At 61.1% G+C, this 21,718-nt stretch carries 19 protein-coding genes; 11 read left to right on the forward strand and 8 right to left on the reverse strand.

Annotated elements, in window-relative coordinates; translation table 11 throughout:
• Position 1 precedes the first annotated feature (1 nt).
• The 3 genes from AB8A50_RS29180 to hydA are packed head-to-tail and all read left to right on the forward strand — an operon-like array spanning position 2 to position 2,985.
• On the forward strand, positions 2-790 hold the full coding sequence (locus AB8A50_RS29180) for an ABC transporter ATP-binding protein (RefSeq protein ID WP_231077750.1): 789 nt from the start codon (positions 2-4) through the stop codon (positions 788-790).
• Entirely contained in the window at positions 787-1,512 is a 726-nt protein-coding gene (locus tag AB8A50_RS29185; RefSeq protein WP_309946919.1) for a maleate cis-trans isomerase family protein, read from the forward strand. The genes AB8A50_RS29180 and AB8A50_RS29185 overlap by 4 nt, the downstream gene beginning before the upstream one ends.
• A gap of 48 nt (positions 1,513-1,560) precedes the next feature.
• Entirely contained in the window at positions 1,561-2,985 is a 1,425-nt protein-coding gene (hydA, locus tag AB8A50_RS29190) for a dihydropyrimidinase (RefSeq protein WP_439079781.1), read from the forward strand.
• Here hydA and AB8A50_RS29195 read toward each other — a convergent pair.
• Complete coding sequence (locus tag AB8A50_RS29195) at positions 2,971-3,861, reverse strand: LysR family transcriptional regulator (protein WP_120288825.1); 891 nt, start codon at positions 3,859-3,861, stop codon at positions 2,971-2,973. The genes hydA and AB8A50_RS29195 overlap by 15 nt on opposite strands.
• Positions 3,862-3,956: 95 nt before the next feature.
• On the opposite strand from AB8A50_RS29195, the gene AB8A50_RS29200 reads away from it, so the two are divergent.
• The 3 genes from AB8A50_RS29200 (at position 3,957) to AB8A50_RS29210 (ending at position 7,767) form a co-directional block, all read left to right on the forward strand.
• Positions 3,957-4,931 carry an NAD(P)H-dependent flavin oxidoreductase gene (locus AB8A50_RS29200; RefSeq protein WP_089268011.1) on the forward strand — a complete coding sequence of 325 codons (975 nt, stop codon included), beginning with the start codon at positions 3,957-3,959 and terminating at the stop codon, positions 4,929-4,931.
• A gap of 50 nt (positions 4,932-4,981) precedes the next feature.
• On the forward strand, positions 4,982-6,166 hold the full coding sequence (locus tag AB8A50_RS29205; protein WP_420878682.1) for an ABC transporter substrate-binding protein: 1,185 nt from the start codon (positions 4,982-4,984) through the stop codon (positions 6,164-6,166).
• An 83-nt stretch (positions 6,167-6,249) separates the two neighbouring features.
• Positions 6,250-7,767 (forward strand): acyl-CoA synthetase, encoded by a 1,518-nt coding sequence (locus AB8A50_RS29210; RefSeq protein ID WP_175368177.1) that lies wholly within the window; start codon positions 6,250-6,252, stop codon positions 7,765-7,767.
• A 99-nt stretch (positions 7,768-7,866) separates the two neighbouring features.
• Here the strand turns inward: AB8A50_RS29210 and AB8A50_RS29215 are convergent, their stop codons facing one another.
• The 3 genes from AB8A50_RS29215 to AB8A50_RS29225 all read right to left on the reverse strand — a co-directional run bounded on the left by AB8A50_RS29215 (position 7,867) and on the right by AB8A50_RS29225 (position 11,808).
• Positions 7,867-9,360, reverse strand: a complete 1,494-nt coding sequence (locus AB8A50_RS29215; RefSeq protein ID WP_439079782.1) for an aldehyde dehydrogenase family protein — start codon at positions 9,358-9,360, stop codon at positions 7,867-7,869.
• Between the two features lie 152 nt (positions 9,361-9,512).
• Positions 9,513-10,226, reverse strand: a complete 714-nt coding sequence (locus tag AB8A50_RS29220; protein WP_439079783.1) for a glutamine amidotransferase — start codon at positions 10,224-10,226, stop codon at positions 9,513-9,515.
• A 97-nt stretch (positions 10,227-10,323) separates the two neighbouring features.
• Complete coding sequence (locus AB8A50_RS29225; protein WP_439079784.1) at positions 10,324-11,808, reverse strand: aldehyde dehydrogenase family protein; 1,485 nt, start codon at positions 11,806-11,808, stop codon at positions 10,324-10,326.
• 129 nt (positions 11,809-11,937) lie between these two features.
• On the opposite strand from AB8A50_RS29225, the gene AB8A50_RS29230 reads away from it, so the two are divergent.
• The 3 genes from AB8A50_RS29230 to AB8A50_RS29240 all read left to right on the forward strand — a co-directional run bounded on the left by AB8A50_RS29230 (position 11,938) and on the right by AB8A50_RS29240 (position 14,974).
• Positions 11,938-13,011 carry a substrate-binding domain-containing protein gene (locus tag AB8A50_RS29230; RefSeq protein ID WP_439079785.1) on the forward strand — a complete coding sequence of 358 codons (1,074 nt, stop codon included), beginning with the start codon at positions 11,938-11,940 and terminating at the stop codon, positions 13,009-13,011.
• A 110-nt stretch (positions 13,012-13,121) separates the two neighbouring features.
• Positions 13,122-13,973: an SDR family NAD(P)-dependent oxidoreductase gene (locus AB8A50_RS29235; protein ID WP_439079786.1), complete on the forward strand. Its 852-nt coding sequence runs from the start codon at positions 13,122-13,124 to the stop codon at positions 13,971-13,973.
• Between the two features lie 20 nt (positions 13,974-13,993).
• Positions 13,994-14,974, forward strand: coding sequence for an aldo/keto reductase (locus AB8A50_RS29240; RefSeq protein WP_439079787.1), 981 nt, complete (start codon positions 13,994-13,996; stop codon positions 14,972-14,974).
• 144 nt (positions 14,975-15,118) lie between these two features.
• Here the strand turns inward: AB8A50_RS29240 and AB8A50_RS29245 are convergent, their stop codons facing one another.
• Positions 15,119-16,621, reverse strand: coding sequence for an aldehyde dehydrogenase (locus tag AB8A50_RS29245; protein ID WP_439079788.1), 1,503 nt, complete (start codon positions 16,619-16,621; stop codon positions 15,119-15,121).
• 300 nt (positions 16,622-16,921) lie between these two features.
• On the opposite strand from AB8A50_RS29245, the gene AB8A50_RS29250 reads away from it, so the two are divergent.
• Both AB8A50_RS29250 and AB8A50_RS29255 read left to right on the forward strand, forming a co-directional pair.
• Positions 16,922-17,101 (forward strand): hypothetical protein, encoded by a 180-nt coding sequence (locus AB8A50_RS29250; RefSeq protein ID WP_089268001.1) that lies wholly within the window; start codon positions 16,922-16,924, stop codon positions 17,099-17,101.
• A 115-nt stretch (positions 17,102-17,216) separates the two neighbouring features.
• Entirely contained in the window at positions 17,217-17,438 is a 222-nt protein-coding gene (locus AB8A50_RS29255; RefSeq protein WP_439079789.1) for a hypothetical protein, read from the forward strand.
• 248 nt (positions 17,439-17,686) lie between these two features.
• Here AB8A50_RS29255 and AB8A50_RS29260 read toward each other — a convergent pair whose 3' ends face one another.
• From AB8A50_RS29260 to AB8A50_RS29270, 3 genes are all read right to left on the reverse strand, one after another.
• Positions 17,687-17,932 carry a hypothetical protein gene (locus tag AB8A50_RS29260; RefSeq protein ID WP_176454751.1) on the reverse strand — a complete coding sequence of 82 codons (246 nt, stop codon included), beginning with the start codon at positions 17,930-17,932 and terminating at the stop codon, positions 17,687-17,689.
• Positions 17,933-18,142: 210 nt separating this feature from the next.
• On the reverse strand, positions 18,143-19,468 hold the full coding sequence (locus AB8A50_RS29265; protein WP_439079790.1) for an HlyD family type I secretion periplasmic adaptor subunit: 1,326 nt from the start codon (positions 19,466-19,468) through the stop codon (positions 18,143-18,145).
• Between the two features lie 10 nt (positions 19,469-19,478).
• A complete protein-coding gene (locus tag AB8A50_RS29270; RefSeq protein WP_439079791.1) occupies positions 19,479-21,257 on the reverse strand; it encodes a type I secretion system permease/ATPase in 1,779 nt (592 codons plus the stop codon).
• Positions 21,258-21,718 lie beyond the last annotated feature (461 nt).

Here is a 21,718-nt window from a genome sequence, read left to right on the forward strand (position 1 = left end):
CATGGCGACGATCGAAATCTCCGGTGTCTCCAAAATCTTCAAGGACGCGAAACGCAAGGCTGATGTCACGGCTCTCGACGACATCAATATCAAGGTGGAGAAGAACCAGTTTCTCTGTCTGCTCGGCCCCAGTGGATGCGGCAAGTCCACGCTACTCAATATGATCGCGGGCTTCGAGAAGCCGTCATCCGGCACCGTCACTGTCGATGGTCAATTGATCACGGCGCCCGGTTCGGAGCGCGGCGTGGTGTTTCAGCAGGCCAACCTGATGCCGTGGCTCCCGGTCTGGGAGAATGTCGGCTTCCACCTGTTGCTGCGCGGTGGCCAGAAGGCCGTGCGCCGCGAAACAGCACAGCGCTATATCGACATGGTCGGGCTCACGGGATTTGAAAATCATTATCCGTCCGAACTGTCAGGCGGCATGAATCAGCGTGTCGGCATCGCCCGTGCATTGCTGATGAATCCGCAGGTCATCCTGATGGATGAGCCGTTCGGCGCGCTCGATGAGCAGACCCGCATGGATATGCAGAATGAACTCGTCCGGATCTGGCAGGAACACCAGGGCACGATCGTTTTCGTCACGCATGGCATCGACGAAGCACTGACGCTGGGCACGCATGTTGCCGTGATGAGCGCCCGTCCGGGGCGTATCCGCGAAATCATCCCGTTGGACCTGCCGCGGCCACGCGACATCACCAGCCCGCAGTTCAACGAAATCAAACGTCACGTTCTCGATCTGCTTCGATCTGAACGGACGAAACCATCCCTCGAAACTCTGGATCAACCATGACCAAACGTGTGCTTCTCGGAATGCTGACGCCTTCGTCGAACACGGCGCTGGAGCCGATCACGACCGCCATGCTCGGCGAATTGCAAGAAGTCTCCGCGCATTTCTCGCGTTTCAAGGTCACGGAGATCGCGCTGTCGACCAAGGCACTCGCACAATTCGACAATTCGGAAATCCTGCGGGCCGCAGAATTGCTGGCTCATGCGAAGGTCGATGTCATCGGCTGGAATGGAACATCCTCTGGCTGGCTCGGCTTTGAGGCGGATGTCCGCCTGTGTGAGCAGATCACCGCAGCAACCGGGATTCCTGCGACGACGTCGATGTTGGCTCTCAATGAGATTCTTGAACATCAAAAGGTGAAGCGTCTGGGGTACGTGACACCCTATCTGGACGACGTTCAGGCCAAGATTCTGGAGAATTATGAAAAGCTGGGCTTTGCGTGCCAGGGTGAACGCCATCTCGGCCTGCAGGATAATTTCTCGTTCTCCGAAGTGCCCGTTGTGCAACTTGAGGATATGACGCGGGACGTGGCCAAGGAAAAGCCAGACGCTATCACGATCATCTGCACCAATTTGAGAGTTGCTCCGTCCGCGGCGAAACTGGAAAGGGAGACGGGCATTCCGGTCTATGACACCATTGCCACGGTGGTCTGGAAATGCCTGAAGATGGCTGGCGTCGATACCAAACGCGTCACCCAATGGGGATCGCTGTTTCAGCAAGTCTAGTATTTGTCTGTATGCACCCTACGTTGCTGAATTGATGAGGTTTTGCTCATGACCGCTTTCGATACCGTCATTCGTCATGGCACCATTGCAACCGCGAGCGAGACCACCAAAGCCGATGTCGGCATCAGGAACGGCCGCATCGTTGCCATCGGCGAAGCGCTGACCGACGCGAACGAGACAGTCGATGCAACCGGTCTGCTGGTGCTGCCCGGCGGTATCGACAGCCACGTTCATATTGCGCAACCATCCGGCCCCGGCATCGTCATGGCCGACGATTTCGAGAGTGCGACACGCGCGGCAGCCTTTGGCGGCAACACCTTCGTGATGCCTTACTGTCTGCAGGCGAAGGGCCAACCGATCCGCGAGGCGTTGAAGAATTATCACACGCTTGCCGATCAGAATTGCCATATCGATCATTCCTTCCACTTGATCATCGCCGATCCCAGTGAAGCGGTACTCGGGCAGGAGCTGCCAGCCTTGATCGCCGATGGCTACACCTCGCTCAAGGTCTTCATGACCTATGAAGACCTCGCGCTGAGCGATCTGCAGATCCTGCAGGTACTGGCCGTGGCGCGTGAATCCGGTGCACTGGTTCAGGTTCATGCGGAGAATTACGACGCCATCCGTTTTCTGGTCGACAAGCTCGAACGTGACGGCAATGTCGGTCCCTATTTTCATGCCAAGTCACGTCCCATCGTTGTCGAGCGCGAGGCCACGCATCGCGCGATCTCATTGGCCGAACTGGTCGACGTGTGGATGGTGGTGGTTCATGTCTCCAATCGTGAATCCATGGAAGAGATCCGCCGTGCGCAAATGCGCGGGCTGACGATCCATGGCGAGACCTGCCCGCAATATCTGGTGCTGACAGAGGAAGACCTGAAGGATCTGGGCATGGAGGGCGCGAAATATGTCTGTTCGCCACCACCGCGCGATCTCGCTAGCCAGCAGGCATGCTGGGAAGGTTTGCAGCAGGGTGTGTTCTCCCTGTTCTCCTCCGACCATTGCCCGTTCCGCTATGACGACGTGCAGGGCAAGCAGCCACCCAACGCGCGTACCAGCTTCCGCTGGATTCCGAATGGCATTCCCGGTGTCGAGACGCGCCTTCCGATCCTGTTCTCGGAAGGCGTCAGCAAGGGCCGCATCACGCTCAACCAGTTCGTGGCGCTGACATCGACCAATCATGCGAAGACCTATGGCCTCACCGGCAAGGGCTCCATCGCCATCGGCTACGATGCCGATATCGCGCTGTGGGATCCGAAGCGCCAAGCAACGCTTACCCAGGCGAACTTGCATCACGGCGCGGACTACACGCCCTATGAGGGCATGGATATCACCGGCTGGCCGGTGGCAACGATGCTGCGCGGGAAATTCGTGACGCGCGACGGCAAGCTCGTCGGCGGAAAAGGCGAGGGACGCTATGTCAGCCGTGCGGCGCCATTTCCCGGCAAGGGCGCGACATCATCGGCCGCGTAACAGCGCGCGGTCGTCGCGCGCGCAGGCCGTGATGAATTCCAGCACGGCGCGCACCGACGGCTGATCGATGAGGTCCGGATGCGCCAGCAGCCAGATATCAGAGAGGCTGGCCAGCTTCTGCGGTGCCACGCGGATCAGATCCGCATGGGCGTCGCCGACGATGCATGACAGCACGCAGATGCCAATTCCTGCGCGGACGGCCGCAAGCATATCCGCTTGCGACGAGCAGCGGATGGCGACGGTGGCGTCCTTGGTGATGTGGTCGCTCCAGCGTCCGAGTTCGGAGTTCGACGATTTGTCGGCGAAGCCGATGACAGTGTGGTCCTTCCAAGCGGCCCGCTGTTCGGGCAGCGGGCATCGCGCTGCGTAATCGCGCGAGGCGTAGAAGCCAACGCCGAGCTTGGCGATTTTCCGTCCGGTGAGATTTTCGTCGCCGGTCTGATACAGCCGCAGCACGATGTCGGCTTCGCGCTTGCGCACGCTGACCGGGAAGGGATGCGTCACCAGCTGGATCTCGACATGCGGGTGCTGGCGGATGAAAGCGCCGATATGCGGCATCAGCCAGAAATTCGCCAGCGTCGGTCCGATCGACACCTTGACCACGCCGCGTGCGCTCTGGCCCGACGCGCCGGCGGCAGCTTCTGCTTTCAGCGCGGCCTCGGCCATCGCTTTGGTGCTCTCATGAAAGCGCCGCCCGCGGGCAGTCAGCACCAGCCCTTCGTCGGAGCGCACGAACAGCTTGGTGCCAAGTTGCTTCTCCAGCGCCGCGACCTCGCGGCTCACGGTCGGGTGGCTGGTGCGCAACTGCCTGGACGCGCCGAGATAGCTTCCGGCGTCGACCACGGCATTGAAGGTGCGACAGAGATCCCAGTCCATGTGATCAAATCCGGAAGGCTCATTGTTCAAATTCGAACAACACGCACGGGCGGTCAACCCTTATAGTTCGATTATAAAAATATAAGGAAACGCTTATGTCGCTCCCCAAAGCTCTCGATGGCACCCTCGAGCTGCCTGTGCTCGGTTCCCCGCTGTTCATCGTCTCCGGTCCTGAACTCGTCATTGCGCAATGCAAGGCCGGTATCGTCGGTTCGTTTCCAGCGCTGAATGCGCGGCCGGTGGAAGTGCTCGATCAGTGGCTGACGCGCATCGAGGATGAGCTCGGCGAATACAAAGCGAAGAATCCCGGCAAGAAGGTCGCGCCCTATGCGGTGAACCAGATCTGCCACGCGTCCAACGACCGGTTGATGAAGGACATGGAAACCTGTGTGAAGCACAAGGTTCCGATCATCATCACCTCGTTGCGCCCGCCCTCGGAGATCGTCGAGGCCGCGCATTCCTATGGCGGCGTCGTGTTTCATGACGTTATCAACGTCAAGCATGCGCGCAAGGCAGCCGAGCAGGGCGTCGATGGACTGATCCTGGTCTGCGCCGGTGCGGGTGGCCATGCCGGCACGCTGTCGCCCTTTGCGCTGGTGCGCGAAGTGAAGCAGTGGTTCAAGGGGACTGTGCTGGTATCTGGTGCAATCTCTGACGGTTACGGGATTGCGTCGGCGCTCGCGCTCGGCGCAGACCTCGCTTATATGGGCACGCGCTTCATTGCGACCGAAGAAGCTAATGCCGACCCGGCCTACAAGAAGGCGCTGACCGAATTCGCCGCGCATGACACGGTCTACACCAACCTGTTCACCGGTATTCACGGCAACTATCTCGGCCCGTCCATCGCAGCCGCCGGCCTCGATCCCGACAATCTTCCGGTGGCTGACAAGACCAAGATGAACTTCGGCTCCGGCGGTAACATGAAGGTCAAGGCCTGGAAGGACATCTGGGGTTGCGGCCAGGGTATCGGCCAGATCGTTGATGCTCCCCCGGTGGCAGAACTCGTGGATCGCCTGAAGCGCGAATATGCGGAAGCGACCGGAGACTTTGCGAGACGGGCACGCGCATAAGCGCGGCCCGATAAAAATATAACGGGGAGAAGACAATCATGACATCAGTCATGCTGAGGACGCTTGGGCTGTTCGCTTTTGCCGTCTGCGTGAATGCGCCGACGCAAGCCGCGGCCAACAGCAAGGAAGAGATCAAGATCGGGCAGACGCTTCCCTATAGCGGTCCGCTCTCGGGCTTCGGCGTGATCGGCCGCGCGCAGGAAGCCTATTTTGCCAAGCTCAACGCCGAAGGCGGCATCAACGGGCGCAAGATCAAGTTCATCAGTCTCGATGACGCCTATTCGCCGCCGAAGACCGTGGAGCAAACCCGCAAACTGGTGGAGCAGGATGAGGTTCTGATGATGTTCGGGACGCTCGGCACCGCGACCAACAACGCGGTGCATCGCTATTTGAACAGCAAGAAAATCCCGCAGCTGTTCGTGCTATCAGGCGCGACCAAATGGGCGGATCCGAAAGGTTTTCCGTGGACCATGCCGGGCATGGCCGCCTATGAATCGGAAGGCGTTGTCTACGCCAAGCACGTGTTGAAGACCAAGCCGGATGCCAAGATCGCCATTCTCGCGCAGAACGACGATCTCGGCAAAGACTATGTGGCTGGCTTTAAACGTGCGCTGGGCGACAAGGCCGCCAGTATGATCGTATCCGAGGCGACCTATGAGACCAGTGCGCCGACGATCTCGTCGCAGCTTGCGGCGCTCAAATCGTCCGGCGCGAATGTGCTGTTTGGCGCGGTGGTCGGCAAATTCTCGTCGCAGATGATCAAGGGCGTTGCGGAAATCGGCTGGAAGCCGGACCTGATGTTCGTCCCCACGTCCGCTTCGTCGACCACCTTTCTGGAACCGGCAGGTCTGGACAACGCCACCGGTCTGATCACGTCGAGTTATCAGAAAGACATCAACGACGCGTCATGGGCCAACGATGAGGACGTGAAGGCCTATTTCGCTTTCATGAAAGAGAGTCTGCCGTCAGCCGATCCGCGCAACACCAATTATGCGACCGGCTTCCTGAATGCGCATCTCATCACGCATATCCTGAAAGCGTGCGGCGATGACGTCAGCCGGGAGAATATCCTGCGTCAGGCGACGTCGATGAAGAACGTCAAGCTGCCGCTGTTGCTGTCGGGCGTCACGGTCAATACCGACAAGGATGACTATCTTTCGTTCCAGCAACTGCGGCTGCGCCGTTTCAACGGCAAGAATTGGGAAGGCTTTGGCGAACTGCTCGACGACCAGTGAGCATCTGTACCATCACATCGACAGAACAAGGATCGAAGCCAGCGATGGCTTCGATCGATTCAAGAACAATATAAGGGCGGACAATGATTATCAGCGGCGACCGGGCGATCAGCTATCCGGACATCATGCAGCGCATCGCCAAGGTGGCGACCGGGTTCAAGAGCCTCGGCGCAGGCGCCGATGCGCCGGTCGGCATGATGCTGCGCAACGATTTCGCGCTGTTCGAGACTGCGTTCGGCGCAGGTGCGCTCGGCGCGCGTGTGGTCCCGATCAACTGGCATCTGAAAGGTGAAGAGGTCAGCTATATTCTTGCTGACAGTGGCGCGAAGCTGCTGGTCTGCCACGCCGACTTGTTGCCGCAGATCGCGGAAAACCTGCCAAAGGGGTTGCCGCTTCTGGTCGTCCGCACGCCGCCGGAAATCTCAGTCGCCTATGGTATTCCCGAGGCCGCGACCGAAGTGCGTGCCGGCTGTACCGACTTCGATATCTGGCGCGAGCAGCAGGTGCCGATGGAGAACGTTCCCAAGCGCGCGCTGACCATGTTCTACACGTCGGGCACCACGGGCCGTCCCAAGGGCGTGACCCGCGCGGCCATGACGCCGGAACAGGCTGCGGCATCCGAGCGCGTCGGCGGCATCGCCTATGGGCTGAAGCCGAACGAGGATCAGATCATCCTGATGAACGGGCCGATGTATCACTCGGCGCCAAGCTCCTACGGGCTGATGGCATTCCGTCATGGCAGCACGATCGTGCTCGAACCGCGTTTCGATCCCGAGGATCTGCTGCAGCTCACCGAGAAGCACCGCATCACCAACATGCATATGGTGCCGACTATGTTCGTGCGGCTGCTGCGTCTGCCGGACGAGGTGAAGTCGCGCTACGACCTGTCGTCGCTACGCTTCATCATCCATGGCGCAGCGCCGTGCCCGATCCATGTGAAGCAGGCGATGATTGCGTGGTGGGGACCGGTGATCAACGAATATCTCGGCTCCACCGAAACCGGGGTGCCGATCTGGCATTCGTCGGAGGAGGCGCTGAGGAAGCCGGGCACTGTCGGTCGCACCATCGAGGGGGGCGTGGTCAAGATTTTCGATGTGGACGGCAAGGAATGTCCGGTCAATGTGCCCGGTGAAATCTTTATGCGGCAGACCTCGGTGCCGGATTTCGACTATCAGGGCCGCCCCGACGCACGGGCCGAAGCCGGCCGCGAGGGGCTGATCAGCGTCGGTGACGTCGGCTATCTCGACGAGGACGGCTATCTCTTCATGTGCGATCGCAAGCGCGACATGGTCATCTCCGGCGGCGTCAACATCTATCCCGCCGAGATCGAGAACACGCTGATCGGCATGGACGGCGTGCGGGACTGCGCGGTGTTCGGCGTGCCCGACGACGAATTCGGCGAACGACTGGTGGGCTGCGTCGAACTCGAAGATGATGCGCAGCTCTCCTCGTCCGAGATCCAAGCCTATCTCAAGCAGCGGTTGGCCAACTTCAAGGTGCCGAAGGAAATCCACTTCCACACGGCGCTGCCGCGCGAGTCGACCGGCAAGATCTTCAAGCGCAAGCTGCGCGATCGATACGGTGCCGCGCCGGCTGCTTAATCGCCAATGTTCGTCGCAAGGGCTCCTTGCAATGACGGCGCAAAAAGAAGGCGCCGGGCTCGTTGCTCGGCGCCTTCTCTCTTTCGAGGACAGCGGCGATCAGGTGTTGATCCAGACCGCCTTGATGTTGAGATATTCGTCGACGTGGTGGACGCCGGACTCGCGTCCGTAGCCACTCATCTTGTAGCCGCCAAACGGCACGGCAGGATCCATCGCCTGATAGCAGTTGATCCAGACCGAGCCGGCCTGCAGGGACTTCGCGAGGCGATGCGCCTTGCTGACATCCCTGGTCCAGACGCCGCTGCCGAGGCCGAAGGTGGTGTTGTTGGCGCGCTGCACCAGTTCGTCCATGTCGGTGAAGGAGATCGCCGAAATCACCGGCCCGAAGATCTCTTCCTGCGCGATCTTCATGTTGTCCTGGACGTTGGCGAACACGGTCGGCTGCACGAAGAAGCCCTTCGACAATTCGCCGTCCATCAGGCGGCCACCGCCGGACAGCGCCTTGGCGCCTTCGCCGCTTCCGGTCGTGAGATAGCCGGTGACGCGGTCGAGTTGCTCCTTGGAGACCAGCGGCCCGAGCTGGATGCTGGGATCGACGCCGTTGCCGACCTTCAGCTTCTTGGCGAATTCGGCGACGCGGCCGACGAATTCGTCATAGATCCTCTTTTCGACGAACAGGCGGGTGCCGGCGCTGCAGATCTGGCCGGAATTGGCGAACACCGCCATTGCGGCGCCTGGAACGGCGGCATCGAGGTCGGCGTCGGAGAACACGATGTTCGGCGACTTGCCGCCGAGTTCGAGCGAGACACGCTTGAGGTTGCCGGCCGAGGCGCGGATGATCGACTGGCCGGTGAAGTGGGAACCGGTGAAGGCGACCTTGTTGACGTCCATATGCGAGGCCAGCGCGGCGCCGGCGGTTTCGCCATAGCCCGGCACGACGTTGATGACGCCAGCCGGGAAGCCGGCTTCCAATGCGAGCTCTCCGAGGCGTAGCGAGGTCAGCGGGGCTTCTTCCGCCGGCTTCAGCACAATGGTGCAGCCGGTGGCGATGGCAGGGCCGATCTTCCAGATGCTGGCCGACAGCGGCGAGTTCCACGGAATGATCGCGCCGACGACGCCGACGGGCTCCTTCAGCGTGTAGGAGAAGATTTCGCCCGGCAGTGAGTTTTCGATGGTCTCGCCGTAGATCAGCGTGGCCTGACCGGCATAGAAGCGGAGCATGCCGAGGATGCGCTGCTTGCCGGCGAAAGTGCGCATGACAGGCGCGCCCATATCGAGCGTATCGAGCAGAGCGAGTTCATCGAAATGCTTCTCGACAAGCTCGGCGAATTTCAGCAGCAGCGCCTGGCGCTCGTAAGGCTTGGCCTTGCTCCATGGGCCTTCGAAGGCGCGGCGGGCAGCGGCGACCGCAAGGTCGATATCCCCAGCATCGCCCTCGGCGACGGTGGCGAGCAGTTCGCCGGTGGCTGGATTATGCGTTTCGAAAGTCTTGCCGGATTGGGCGTCCTGCCATTTGCCGTCGATCAGCATCTGCTTGTAGGAGCCGTTCGCGTAGGGGTGCGCGGTGGCAGAGATTGGCTGCATCAAGCCCATAATGTGATCCTCCCGGACGTTTGTTTGAAGTGTCGTTGTAGCGCGCGGAATATATCGTTTTCGCGAAACGGGTAAAGGCGGGGAACCCGACACGACTTGCATGGGAGGTCTTCGCGACCAATTCATGATCGTGAATTGATGCTTGGAATCGTTCAACTGATCTCGTGGATCCAGCGCGTGAAAATGTGATCGGCCTGGGCTGGCAGTCGGTTGGCGACGGCAGCGGTGTTTGAACGCAGCTGCGCGATGGGAATGCCGGCGGCGGCCAATTCGACCGCGTGACCGACATACCATTCCTCGAGCTGCCGTGGATCGGCTTCGAGATGGAACTGCAGCGCCAGTGCATGGCGACCATAGGCAAAGGCCTGATTGTCATAGGCATCGTTCGAAGCCAGACGGATGGCACCCTCCGGCAGATCGAAGGTGTCGCCATGCCAATGCAGAACGCTGGCGCCATCCTCTGCCAGCGGCGCGAGGCATGAGGCCGTGCCCTGCTTGGTCGGGGACACCTGGCCCCAGCCGATCTCCTTGATGCCGCCGGCATAGACCCGGGCGCCGAGCGCGCGGGCCATCAGTTGGGCGCCAAGGCAGATGCCGAGGGTCGGGCGCCCCTGCGCGAGGCGCCGTTCCAGCAGGGCGATCTCACGTGTCAGGAACGGGTAGGCGTCGGCCTCATAGACGCCGATGGGGCCGCCCAGCACAATCAGGAGGTCGGCATCTTCGATGGAGCGGTGGGAGACGTCATCAATGGCGGCATCGCAGAACGAGACGTCCCATCCCTCACGATCCAGTACCGACGACAGCAGGCCCAGGTCCTCGAAAGCGACATGACGCAGGGCGACGGCAGAACGCCGGTGACGGTTCATGAAGGAAAGCTCACGCGCAATTGACCGGCAATCGTTATATCTATAAGAATATAACGATCAACAACCAATTGCGCGACGCGCTACGCCGCTGGTTGCCTCAGACGTTGAGATTCATCCAGACGGCCTTGGGCTCGGTAAAGTTCTCCAGCGCCGCATCGCCATGCTCGCGGCCGAAGCCGGAATCGCGCGAGCCGCCCCAGGGGAGTCGAACATCCGTATAGCCATAGGAGTTGATCCAGACCGTGCCGGCTTTCACCTGTTTGGCGAAGCGCTGCACGCGGCCGATATCCGAACTCCAGACACCGGCGGCGAGGCTGTATTTGGTGCCATTGGCCTTGCTGATGGCATCGGCCTCGTCGAAGAACCTGATGATGCTGACGACCGGGCCGAAGATCTCCTCCTGCGAGACACGCATTTCGTGTTCGACATTGGCGAACACCGTAGGCGCGACGAAATAGCCGCGGTCGCCGATCCGGGTGCCGCCGGTCGTCACAGTCGCGCCTTCCTTGGTGCCGATATCGACATATTCCAGCACCCGCTTCATCTGCAGTTCCGAGACGATAGGTCCCATCGTCGTGCCGGACTGCGTGGGATCGCCGCCGCGGATTGCCTTGGCACGGGCCGTCATGCGCTCCACGACCTCGTCATAGACCGACGCATGCGCGAGAATGCGCGAACCGGCCGAGCAGACCTGGCCGGAATTGAAGAAGATGCCGGAAGCGGCGGCCTTGGTGGCGGAATCCAGATCGGCGTCGTCGAAGATCACATTGGCCGATTTGCCCCCGAGTTCGAGCGTGACGCGTTTCAGATTGCCGGCGGCGCCGGCGAGGATTTCGCGGCCGACGGTCGGCGATCCCGTGAAGGTGATCTTGTCGATGTCGGGGTGATCGACCATGGCACGGCCGGCGGTCTTGCCAAATCCCGGCACGATATTCAGCGTGCCCGGCGGCAGGCCGGCGTCCAGTGCCAACTCGCCAATCCGCAGTGCCGAAAGCGGCGTGATCTCGGCCGGCTTCAGCACGACGGTGCAGCCGCAGGCCAGCGCCGGCGCGATCTTCCACATTCCGATCATCAGCGGGAAATTCCACGGCACGATGGCGCCGACGACGCCGATCGGTTCGCGCACCGTATAGGTCAGCGCGTCATGGCGCGCCGGGATCACCTGTCCGTTGATCTTGTCGGCCCAGCCCGCATAGTAGCGCAGCGTGTCGATGGCGGCAGGCAGGTCTTGGCGCTGCACGGCGGCGAGCGGCTTGCCGGTGTCGAGGCTTTCCAGCGCGATCAGTTCCTGAGCGTGATCTTCCAGCAGTTGTGCAAAGCGCTGCAGGACAAGACCGCGATCGGCCGCGCGCATGCGGCCCCACGGACCCTCAAGCGCCTTGCGCGCCGCGCGGACCGCACGGTCGATGTCGCTGGCATCGGCTTCGGCGACGACGGCGATGATCTCGCCCGTCGCGGGATTGAGGACATCGAAATAGCGACCGGACAACGGTTCGACCTGCTGGCCGTCGATGAGGAGCCGTTTGCGCGTCAGTTTCGACGATACAGAAATGGCAAGATCGGCATGTGAGATCTCTGGCATAGTGTATACCTCCCGATGTTTCGACGATCGGATCAGGAGGGGCATCGACAGTAAATATGAGAACGTGAGTCACAGCGCGGCGGCACATATGCAATCGCGAACATAGGTGGCAGGGCGATAGGAAGCACGATGCGCATCGATATCGAAACCATCTGGCGATTCCGCAAGCCGGGTTCGCGCCAGCCGACATCGGTGATGCTCGGCTTTCTCAAGGACATCAATGAGACCGGCAAGCTGACGCTTGCGGCGAGCCGCAACCAGCTGTCATACCGCCATGCGTGGAGCCTGGTGAATGACTGGTCGGCCTTCTTCGGCGTGCCGGTGGTCGAGCGGAGCAAGGGCAAGGGCACCAAGCTGACGGCATTTGGCGAGAAACTGGTCTGGGCCGGCGAACGGCTGGAAGCGCGGCTCGGACCGCAGCTCGACAATCTGGCGCAGGAACTGGCGACCGAACTCAAGGAGCTGCTGCCCAACCATCCTGCGGTCATCCGCGTTCATGCCAGTCACGGTTTTGCCGTGTCGAAACTGCGCGAGATGCTGAACACCACGGCGGGCACGGGCATCGATCTGCGCTATGTCAGCAACCAGACCTCGCTGGTGTCGCTGGCGCATAACACCTGCGATCTCGCCGGCGTGCATCTGCCGCGCGGCGAATTGCGCAAGCGCAGCGTCAATGCCTGCAAGGAGTGGGTCGACAACCGCGTCCATCGCGTTGTCGGTTTCGCGACCCGCGAAATGGGGCTGATGGTGAAGCCGGGCAATCCGCTGCGCATCACCTCCATGGAAGCGCTGATCAATCCCGCGATCCGCTTCGTCAACCGCGATCAGGATTCCGGCACGGGGTTGCTGTTCGATCAGCTGCTTCGTCAACACAAGATCGATCCCGAACAGATCAACGGTTATCAGCAGGTGGAGTTCACCCATGCGGCCGTCGCCGCTTATGTCGCTAGCGACATGGCCGACGTCGCCTTCGGCGTCGAGGCTGCGGCGCGGCAATTCGGGCTGGATTTCGTGCGGTTGCTGACCGAGGATTACTATTTCGTTTGCCGCGAGACGCTGCTCGACCAGGCCCCGATGCAGCACATTCTCGCGGTGCTGCGCGGCGCCGAGTTCCGTGACGCATTGGTGAAGCTGCCGGGCTATGCCGCGTCCGATACCGGCGCGATCAAGACCGTGAACGAGGTGTTTCACGGGAAGAAGTAATAGCCATGCGCGAACGGACGCCGGTCCATGCGTTAGCGCTGTTGTGAGATGCTAAGGCGCGCGTTGATGCTATACGCATTTGCGCAAACCTCCCAGTTCTGGAGAACATCATGTCCCATCCCGCTCTGTCCGCAGGCTCTGTTGCCGTCATTACTGGCGGTGCGTCAGGCATCGGCTTGGCCGCAGCGACGGCCTTTGCGCGACTGGGAATGCGCATCTGCATCGTGGATCTTGGCGAGGATCGTTTGGCTGAGGCGGCTGGCAAGATCGCCGGTGTGGCGCGCGGCGGGCGTGACGATGTGATGACGGCCGCTGTCGATGTCAGTGACGTCGGCGCGATGACCAGACTCGCGGCCGATGTGCAGGCCCGCTTCGGCGGCTGCGATGTGCTGATGAACAATGCCGGCATTCAGGTGCCGACCTCGGCGCTCGGTCCGCGCGAGAATTGGGAGCGGCTGCTCGGCGTCAATCTGTGGGGCATCGTCAATGGTTGTCAGGCCTTCGCTGTGGACATGATCGCGCGCAAGCGGCCGGGCCTGATCATCAATACGGGCTCCAAGCAGGGCATCACAACGCCGCCCGGCAATCCCGCCTACAATGTCTCCAAGGCCGGCGTGAAAGCCTATACCGAAGCGCTGGCGCACGAGCTGCGCAACACCGAGGGATGTCAGGTCTCCGCACATCTGCTGATCCCCGGCTTTGTCTTCACGCCGCTCGCAGCTGGCGGGCGCAGCGAGAAGCCGGATGCAGCGTGGACAGCCGAGCAGACCGTGGACTTCATGATGCAACGGCTCGAAGCTAGTGACTTCTACATTCTCTGCCCAGACAACGATGTGCCGCGCGCGCTCGACGAGCGCCGCATGTTGTGGGCCATCGGCGACGTCGTCGAGAACAGACCGGCTCTGTCGCGCTGGCACCCCGATTATGCCGATGCCTTCGCAGACTTCGTCAAACGCAAATAGAACAACAAGGGAGAAACGCAGTGGATTACGTGAAATTTGGAAACACCGGCCTGGACGTCTCGCGTCTGTGTCTGGGCTGCATGACCTATGGCGTCTCCGATCGCGGCGCGCATGCATGGACGCTGGACGAGGACAAGAGCCGGCCGCTGATCAAGCAGGCTATTGAGCTCGGCATCAATTTCTTCGACACGGCGAATGTCTATTCGGATGGCACCTCGGAAGAGATCGTCGGTCGCGCGCTGAAGGACTTCACGCGCCGTGACGATGTGGTGCTGGCGACCAAGGTCTTCAACCGGATGCGGCCGAGACCGAACGGGGCAGGCCTGTCGCGCAAGGTGATCATGACCGAGGTCGATCACAGCCTGCGCCGGCTCGGCACCGATTATATCGATCTCTACCAGATCCATCGCCTCGACAAGAACACGCCCCTCGAGGAGACGCTTGAAGCGCTGCACGACGTCGTGAAAGCCGGCAAGGTCCGCTATATCGGCGCGTCCAGCATGTATGCATGGCAATTCTCCAAGGCGCTCTATACCTCGCGGCTGAACGGCTGGACCGAATTTGTCAGCATGCAGAACCACGTCAATCTGCTGAACCGCGAGGAAGAGCGCGAGATGCTGCCGCTCTGCGCCGACCAGAAGATCGCCGTGATGCCGTGGAGCCCGCTGGCGCGGGGACGTCTGACACGCGCCTGGGACCAGACCAGCGAGCGCCAGCAGACCGATGAGTTCGGCAAGACGCTCTATGTGCAGTCCGAGGATTCCGATCGCAAGATCGTCGAGCAGGTTGCCGCGGTCGCCAAGGCGCGCGGCGTTCCGCAGGCACAGGTCGCGATGGCCTGGCTGCTGCAGAAGAAGGGGGTCACGTCGCCGATCATCGGCGCTTCGAAGCCGGCGCATCTCACCGATGCGGTGGCGGCGCTGTCGTTAAAGCTGACGAGCGAGGAAGTCGCATCGCTTGAAGCGCCGTATGTGCCGCATGCCGTGGCTGGGTTTGGTTAGCGCCCATTCACTGTCCTCATGGTGAGGAGCGCGCCGCTTGGCGCGCGTCTCGAACCATGAGTGTGTCGTGCATCCTTCAAGGCGCGCGCGAAGTACGCGCTCGTCAGGATGAGGACGGAGTGTTCGACTGAAACGACGTTCGTCTCAGCTGTACCGCTTCTCCTGACCATCGTCCGCATACCAGTCGAAGGTTTCGTCCGAGAGATTGACGATCACGTTCTGGATCTGGGTGTATTCCTCATAGGCGACAATGCCATTCTCGCGGCCGATGCCGCTCATCTTGAAGCCGCCCCAGGGCGAGCAGGGATCGATGCGGTGGTGGTCGTTGATCCAGACGATGCCGCTCTCCAGCCGATGCGCAACGCGATGGGCGCGGGTGACGTCGCGGGTCCAGATCGAGGTGGCCAGGCCGAATTCGGTGCCATTGGATAGCGCGATGGCTTCCTCTTCGGTGTCGAACGGGATCACGACGACGACTGGCCCGAAGATCTCTTCCTGCGCGATCCGCATATTGCCGGTCACGCCGGTGAAGATGGTCGGTTGATGATAGTAGCCGCTCTCGAAGGCCTTGCCGTCCGGCCGCTTGCCGCCCGCGGCGAGCGTCGCACCTTCCTCGAGTCCGATCTTGACGTAGCGTTCGGTCAGCTCGCGCTGCTTGGCCGAGACCATCGGGCCCATCTGCGTCGCCATGTCCTGCGGATCGCCGATGCGGATCATATTGGTTCGGCGCACCAGCTCTGCGACGACGGCGTCATGCACCGAACGCTGCACCAGCAGACGCGCACCCTGGACGCAGGTCTGGCCGGTGGCGATGAAGGAGGCAAACAACGCGGCTGCGACGCCGCGCTCGATCGGCGTATCGTCGAACAGGATGACCGCAGCCTTGCCGCCGAGTTCGGCGGCCACCTTGGTGAGGTTGGCACCGGCCATTGAAGCCACCATCTTGCCGGTTTCGGTACCGCCGGTGAGATCGATCTTCTTGATGCGCTTGCTGGTGGTCAGTGCCTTGCCGGCGGTGGCGCCGTAGCCCGGCACGACATTGTAGACGCCGTCGGGCACGCCGGCTTCCTTGAAGATATCGCCGAGCAGCAGCGGCGTGATCGGCGCCAGTTCACTCGGCTTCACCACCATCGTATTGCCGGCCGCCATCGACGGCGCGATCTTCTTGGTAAGGATCAGGAGCGGATGATTCCATGGTGTCACATGGCCGACGACGCCGAGTGGCACCCGGCGGGTATAATTCAGGAAGTTGCCGCCGAACGGCGGCACGGTGTCCTCATGGGTGCGCGCCAGAGCGCCGAAATAGCGAAACCATTCCGGCAGCCGGCCTAGCTGGGCGGTCATTTCACGGCGAGCGCGGCCGATCTGGTCGACCTCGATGGTCACCAGTTCGGGGAGCTTTTTGGCCAGCAATTCGCCGGCCCGGTGCATGATGTCGCCGCGGACCGCGCCCGGTGTCGCCGCCCAGATTTTGCCGGCGCGTTCGGCGGCGTCGATGGCCAGATCGATATCCTTCTCGTCCCCCTCGGCGACATCGGCCAGATGGCTGCGGTCCTTCGGGTTCTCGATCCTGATAGTGCGGCCGGTCGAGGCTGGCTGAAACCGGCCATTGATATAAAGCCCGAACGGGCGACCATCGTTCATCATTGGCATGTCCTTGAATTTGCATCGTGATCGGCCTGACGGCGGTAGCCGGTTCGGCGGACTATGACTAATCAGAAACAGGTGATTTTGCGATCAACGCGCGGTTGCAGCGCGGTGATTGAAACGGGTCGCTTAAACCGATTGCAGAAAGTCGCTTGTGGATTCTTTGAGCCCGGAAAGGCGCTCTTAACCGGTATTCATGCACGTTGGCGATGACGCCGACGACTCCGGTATCGTTTAATATTGATGCAACGCTCAGCCGATTATTGAAGGCAACCGAAAGCGCGGCAGGAGATTTTTTCAATGACCAAGTTAGACGCGGAAGTCGACGATCTCATCGCCGCCTGCCACGGCGACACCCGCGGTACCGTGGCAGCACTCATTCTTGTCAATCAGCAACTCGAGACCGAACTGGCCGAGCTGCGTGCGCAGATGGCCGCACGGCCGTTCGATGAGCAGATGGCGCACGCCGTTCTGCACTGATTGGTGACTTGATGCAGCGCAAGTGCGCCACAAGATTCGCGGTGTATAAATTCAATCTCGGCTGGGATTCGGAGCGCCCTTTTGGCGTAATCGGAATTCCGGGATGGAGGCTTGAATGCCCAGACAATTTGGATTGAAGGCGACATCGATTGCAGCGTCGACGCCCGCGACGGCGTGCAAAACGACGCTTGGCCTGATCGGATGGATGTTTGCGCCGAAGAACCGCGTGTCGCGTGGCGCCGTAGCGGTGAGGCGCTCATCGGCATACACGGCGCTGCCCTATGCGCCAGCAAGCTGGCGCGGCTCCCGTGGCCGGCGATCGGTCTCGGTCAACTGAAATCCGTGTGACGTCGCGCGCTAGCGTGTCGAGCGTTTGTCCGGTGTGGCTCGTTCCTTAATTGGCGGCTCTTCCAGAAATTTGTTGGTCGGGGATGGGTCATCCGTCAGCCAGTCCACGAAGTGGACGGCATTCTCGATCCAGTCCATCAATCTCGTCCAGGCGCGTTTCAGGGCATGTGGCATACCGATTAGTCGCAGATAGCGCGGGTCGGGTTCAGTGGAGCAGAAGAGCAGTGGATTGGGCTGTCAGGCAGCCTTCATCATTGTCGGCTTATCGTTTCCAGTTGTGCAGTCGGCAGCGATCTGATCGTCACCCAGTTGCCTGCGACGCAGGGCGGACTGCATCTTGCCGAACACCTCGACGACAGTACGGAGCTCCCTGCGCAGCTCTTCGATCTGCGTCGGTCTCGGTCCCTCGTGATATCCCCGCAAATACCTGGCCGCGGCGACGATCTCCGGCGAAAGCGGCGCCTTCAGCTTGACGGCGAGCACCAGTCCTTCTCCGATCGCCTGCTGCAGGAATGCTATCGTATCTGCGAGCAACAGTTCGCGTCCCTCATGCCTGTCCATGATGTCGCCGCCGATTCGCTTAGGTTGACGCTGAGGGAAGGGTGCCGCGGTATGGGTAATGAATAGTCACGGAAAACCTTGCGCAGATTGATGGGGTCATCAATGCGGAGGTTGAGGCCGGGGCGACTCGATTCAGTCGTGACGGAACGAGCGAGCCAGTTGGTCCTCGATCGGCTTGCGGAGATAGGCGAACGCGGTACGGGAGCCATTCTGAATATAGGCTTCGACCGGCATGCCCGGCACAAGTGCCTTCCCGCCGAGTTTGGCGAGTTCTCCGTCGATGAGGCTAATGCGCGCTACATAATAGGACGCGCCGGACTGCTGGTCTTTTGTGAGATCGGCCGCTATGCGGGTAAGCCTTCCGTTGAGATCCGGTGTGATCGCGGAATCGAAAGCCGTGAAGCGCAGCTTCGCGGATTGACCTAGTCGGAGACGGTCAATCATCTGCGGATCGACCCGCGCCTCGACCACGAGAGAATCCTTCTCCGGGACGATAAGCATCAACTGTTCGCCCGCAGTAATAACGCCGCCCACCGTATGGATCGTCTTCTGGTGAACCATCCCGTCCTGCGGCGCCCGCAGCATCACGCGCGCGAGTTGATCGACTGCTGCGATCCGGCGCTCGGAGAGATCGGCCATCTTGATCTCCACCTCGCGCAGCTCGGTCGCGATCTCGCGTCGCTGATCCTGCACGACCTGAAGCGTCTGTAGTTCTGTCTCGGTGATGCGGCCTTTGGCCCGCGCCGTTTCGGCGATCAATTGTCCTTCCTCGCCGATCAGCCGCGCGGCTTCGCGTTCGAGTGTGGTCAGCCGTGCGTAGGGAATTAGATTTTTCTCGAAGAGCTGGCGAACCCCTTCGAGTTCGCGCTGAATCAGTCGGATCTGTTCGCGCTTTGACTCGATTTGAGCGGCGAGGCCGTGGATCTCCTCACCGATCTGCGACGTGCGCTCGCGCAGTTGCGACTGTTGGCCGCTGACGGCTTCGCGTCGTCTGAGCAACAGGCTCGTTTCACCGGTGATGATGTCGGCGATCGCGGGCAACTCGATACGGTCCGCAAGTTCGGCCGGTATCACGAAAGCGTCGCGACCATCCTGTTCCGCGCGCAGCCGCGCTCGGCGCGTCCAGAACTGGTTGAGCTGATTTTCGATCAGCGCCAGGTTGGCTCGCGTCATGGTCTCGTCAAGCCGGACCAGAACGTCGCCTGCTCGTACGCGGTCCCCGTCATTGACAAGAATTTCGGCGACCACCCCGCCGGTCGGATGCTGAATCCTGCGCACGTTGCTATCGACGACGATCTGTGCCGGCGCTATCACCGCGCTCGCGAGTGGCGCGGTTGCCGCCCAGACGCCAGCGGTGGAGATCGCCACGGCGAGTATAGCCAGTCCCGCATATGCAGTTCGCCGGATATCGCGGAAGGGATCAGGGCGGCTTGAGTTGGACGTTGCAGAATTTGGCATCAGGGTTTCCTCAGCTTCGGCCGTCAGCGGTCATGCGGACTTCGTGCACCGGCTGTGGCGCCACCTGGTTTGCAGGGTGTTGCGAGGCAAGCGCCTTGCGCAGGACTTCATCTTTCGGACCAAATGCCTGGACCTGGCCATTGGCGAGCGTCATCACGAGATCGACCCCTGCGAGAGCCGCCGGGCGGTGTGCGACAATGATGGCGATTCCGCCGCGCTCACGTACGCCCTTGATCGCCTGGGTCAATGCAGCGTCGCCTTCGACGTCGAGATTGGCGTTCGGTTCGTCGAGCACCACCATGAACGGGTCCCTGTAGAGCGCGCGTGCAAGCGCTACCCGCTGCCGCTGCCCACCCGAGAGGGCAGCGCCGGCTTCACCGATTCGCATTTCGAAGCCCTTTGGCAGGTTAAGGATCATGTCATAGGCACCCGCGGCTTTCGCGGCGGCAATGACGGTCGGTCCATCCATCTCCGGATCGAAGCGGGCAATGTTCTCGGCCACCGTGCCGTCGAACAGTTCGACGTCTTGCGGCAAATAGCCCATCAAGCCGCCCCGAATTTCGGCGGGCCACTGGTCGAGGGTTGCGCCATCGAGGCGGATCTCGCCGCGCGCTGCAGGCCAGATCCCGACCAGCGCACGCGCCAATGTGGATTTGCCCGACGCCGACGGTCCGATGATTCCAACAGCCTGGCCGGCTTTGAGTTGGAACGTGGCATTCTGAACGATGGCCTTGGTGCCGCCCGGCGCGACAATGAAAATCTGATCGACCGTGAGAATGTGTTGAGCACGTTCTGGCGCAACGGCAGAAGGGCTCTCGTCTTGAGACGACAGCGCGTCGCGTAACCGCTGCCAGGCCTGGCGGGCGCCGACGAAAGGACGCCAAACCGAGATCGCCAGTTCGACGGGAGCCAGCGCACGGCTGCCCATGATCGAGGAGGCAATCATGACACCACTGCTGGCCTGTCCTTCGATTACCAGCCAAGCGCCTAATCCGAGCAATGCCGATTGCAAGATGAACCGCAGGGTCTTCGACAGCGTGCCAAGTGCACCGGCAATATCGGAACCGCGCTGCTGAGCAGCGATCTGATCCGCATTGGCTGCGCCGATGCGTGAGATGACTCGTCGCTCCATGCCGAGGGCGGCGACGACCTCGGCATTGCGGCGTCCCGCCTCCAGCTGGATGTTGCGTAGGGCGGCATGGCGGGATGCTTCTCGCGTGGGCTTCCGTGTCAGAATCTCCGTAACAAGAGCAATGCCGAACAGAATGGTTGCGCCACCGACCAGGGTCCATCCAAGATAGGGATGCAGCAGGAAGCACCCGGCGAGATACAGCGGCATCCACGGCAGATCGAACAGCGTTGTCGGCCCGAGGCCGGACAGGAACCCGCGCACTGAATCCAGATCGTGCGCGAGTTGAACGCCGCTGCCGCGGTTGGACTTCAAAGGCGATCGCAGAATGGCGGAATTCACCGGCTCCCACAACGCGCCATCAAGTGCAGCTCCGATGCGCGTCAGGATCCGCTGGCGCAACCAGTCGAAAACACCCTGCACAGCGTAGATCGCAATTACGATAATCGAGAGCGATACGAGAGTAGGAATGCTGCGCGAGGGAATGACGCGGTCATAGACCTGCAGCATGTAAATGGATCCGGTCAGCATCAGGATGTTGACCACGGCGGAGAACAACCCGACAGACAGGAACGCGCTACGACATGATGCGAGAGCGGCACTCGGAAGATCTTGGTGCTTCGATCCGGCTGTTCTGTCTGTCGAAATTGCTGCGGTCATATTTCACCTGGGCCAGTAAGCGACAGCGATGCGCGCCGATCGAGTTCGTTATCTGGCTTCAGCGTCAACTACGTGACAGCGTGTGGATTGCGTGCGCGTGCAATGATGCAGTCGCTCGATCAGCCATACGAATTGCGAGCGATGTTGTGCGGCAAGACACTGCAACAGCAAACACATTTGTTCTTGCACGTCGTGTGCGTGAATTTCGACCGTTGTCTGACACGTGATCGTTGGAGATTTCGAATTCGGTGTAGTTCGATCAGTTCCATCGTCGTTCAATGCGCGCTGCGACCAAGCCGCGGTGGAGCAACCCGCAACGCTTTGCACTTTTGCGGGTGTGGCACGATGTCGCGATTTGCTGTGTCGCCTTTGTATAGTCGAGCAAAAAGAGCGGTCGGCGCGTGGCTTCACTGCGACGTTAGAAACCAGTCACGCGGCTGTTAAATCGACGTGGCTACATC

Source organism: Tardiphaga sp. 841_E9_N1_2 (assembly GCF_051811065.1).
In the GTDB taxonomy this organism is placed as follows: Bacteria; Pseudomonadota; Alphaproteobacteria; order Rhizobiales; family Xanthobacteraceae; genus Tardiphaga; species Tardiphaga robiniae.

What these genes read in the sequence shown, in the direction of transcription:
- AB8A50_RS29265 (WP_439079790.1), bottom strand. Translation starts at nt 19,468, where the DNA reads ATGCCAAATTCTGCAACGTCCAACTCAAGCCGCCCTGATCCCTTCCGC.
- AB8A50_RS29255 (WP_439079789.1), top strand. Translation starts at nt 17,217, where the DNA reads ATGCCCAGACAATTTGGATTGAAGGCGACATCGATTGCAGCGTCGACG.
- AB8A50_RS29235 (WP_439079786.1), top strand. Translation starts at nt 13,122, where the DNA reads ATGTCCCATCCCGCTCTGTCCGCAGGCTCTGTTGCCGTCATTACTGGC.
- AB8A50_RS29185 (WP_309946919.1), top strand. Translation starts at nt 787, where the DNA reads ATGACCAAACGTGTGCTTCTCGGAATGCTGACGCCTTCGTCGAACACG.
- AB8A50_RS29220 (WP_439079783.1), bottom strand. Translation starts at nt 10,226, where the DNA reads ATGAACCGTCACCGGCGTTCTGCCGTCGCCCTGCGTCATGTCGCTTTC.
- AB8A50_RS29195 (WP_120288825.1), bottom strand. Translation starts at nt 3,861, where the DNA reads ATGGACTGGGATCTCTGTCGCACCTTCAATGCCGTGGTCGACGCCGGA.
- AB8A50_RS29210 (WP_175368177.1), top strand. Translation starts at nt 6,250, where the DNA reads ATGATTATCAGCGGCGACCGGGCGATCAGCTATCCGGACATCATGCAG.
- AB8A50_RS29230 (WP_439079785.1), top strand. Translation starts at nt 11,938, where the DNA reads ATGCGCATCGATATCGAAACCATCTGGCGATTCCGCAAGCCGGGTTCG.
- hydA (WP_439079781.1), top strand. Translation starts at nt 1,561, where the DNA reads ATGACCGCTTTCGATACCGTCATTCGTCATGGCACCATTGCAACCGCG.
- AB8A50_RS29205 (WP_420878682.1), top strand. Translation starts at nt 4,982, where the DNA reads ATGCTGAGGACGCTTGGGCTGTTCGCTTTTGCCGTCTGCGTGAATGCG.
- AB8A50_RS29250 (WP_089268001.1), top strand. Translation starts at nt 16,922, where the DNA reads ATGACCAAGTTAGACGCGGAAGTCGACGATCTCATCGCCGCCTGCCAC.
- AB8A50_RS29180 (WP_231077750.1), top strand. Translation starts at nt 2, where the DNA reads ATGGCGACGATCGAAATCTCCGGTGTCTCCAAAATCTTCAAGGACGCG.
- AB8A50_RS29215 (WP_439079782.1), bottom strand. Translation starts at nt 9,360, where the DNA reads ATGGGCTTGATGCAGCCAATCTCTGCCACCGCGCACCCCTACGCGAAC.
- AB8A50_RS29200 (WP_089268011.1), top strand. Translation starts at nt 3,957, where the DNA reads ATGTCGCTCCCCAAAGCTCTCGATGGCACCCTCGAGCTGCCTGTGCTC.
- AB8A50_RS29270 (WP_439079791.1), bottom strand. Translation starts at nt 21,257, where the DNA reads ATGACCGCAGCAATTTCGACAGACAGAACAGCCGGATCGAAGCACCAA.
- AB8A50_RS29225 (WP_439079784.1), bottom strand. Translation starts at nt 11,808, where the DNA reads ATGCCAGAGATCTCACATGCCGATCTTGCCATTTCTGTATCGTCGAAA.
- AB8A50_RS29245 (WP_439079788.1), bottom strand. Translation starts at nt 16,621, where the DNA reads ATGATGAACGATGGTCGCCCGTTCGGGCTTTATATCAATGGCCGGTTT.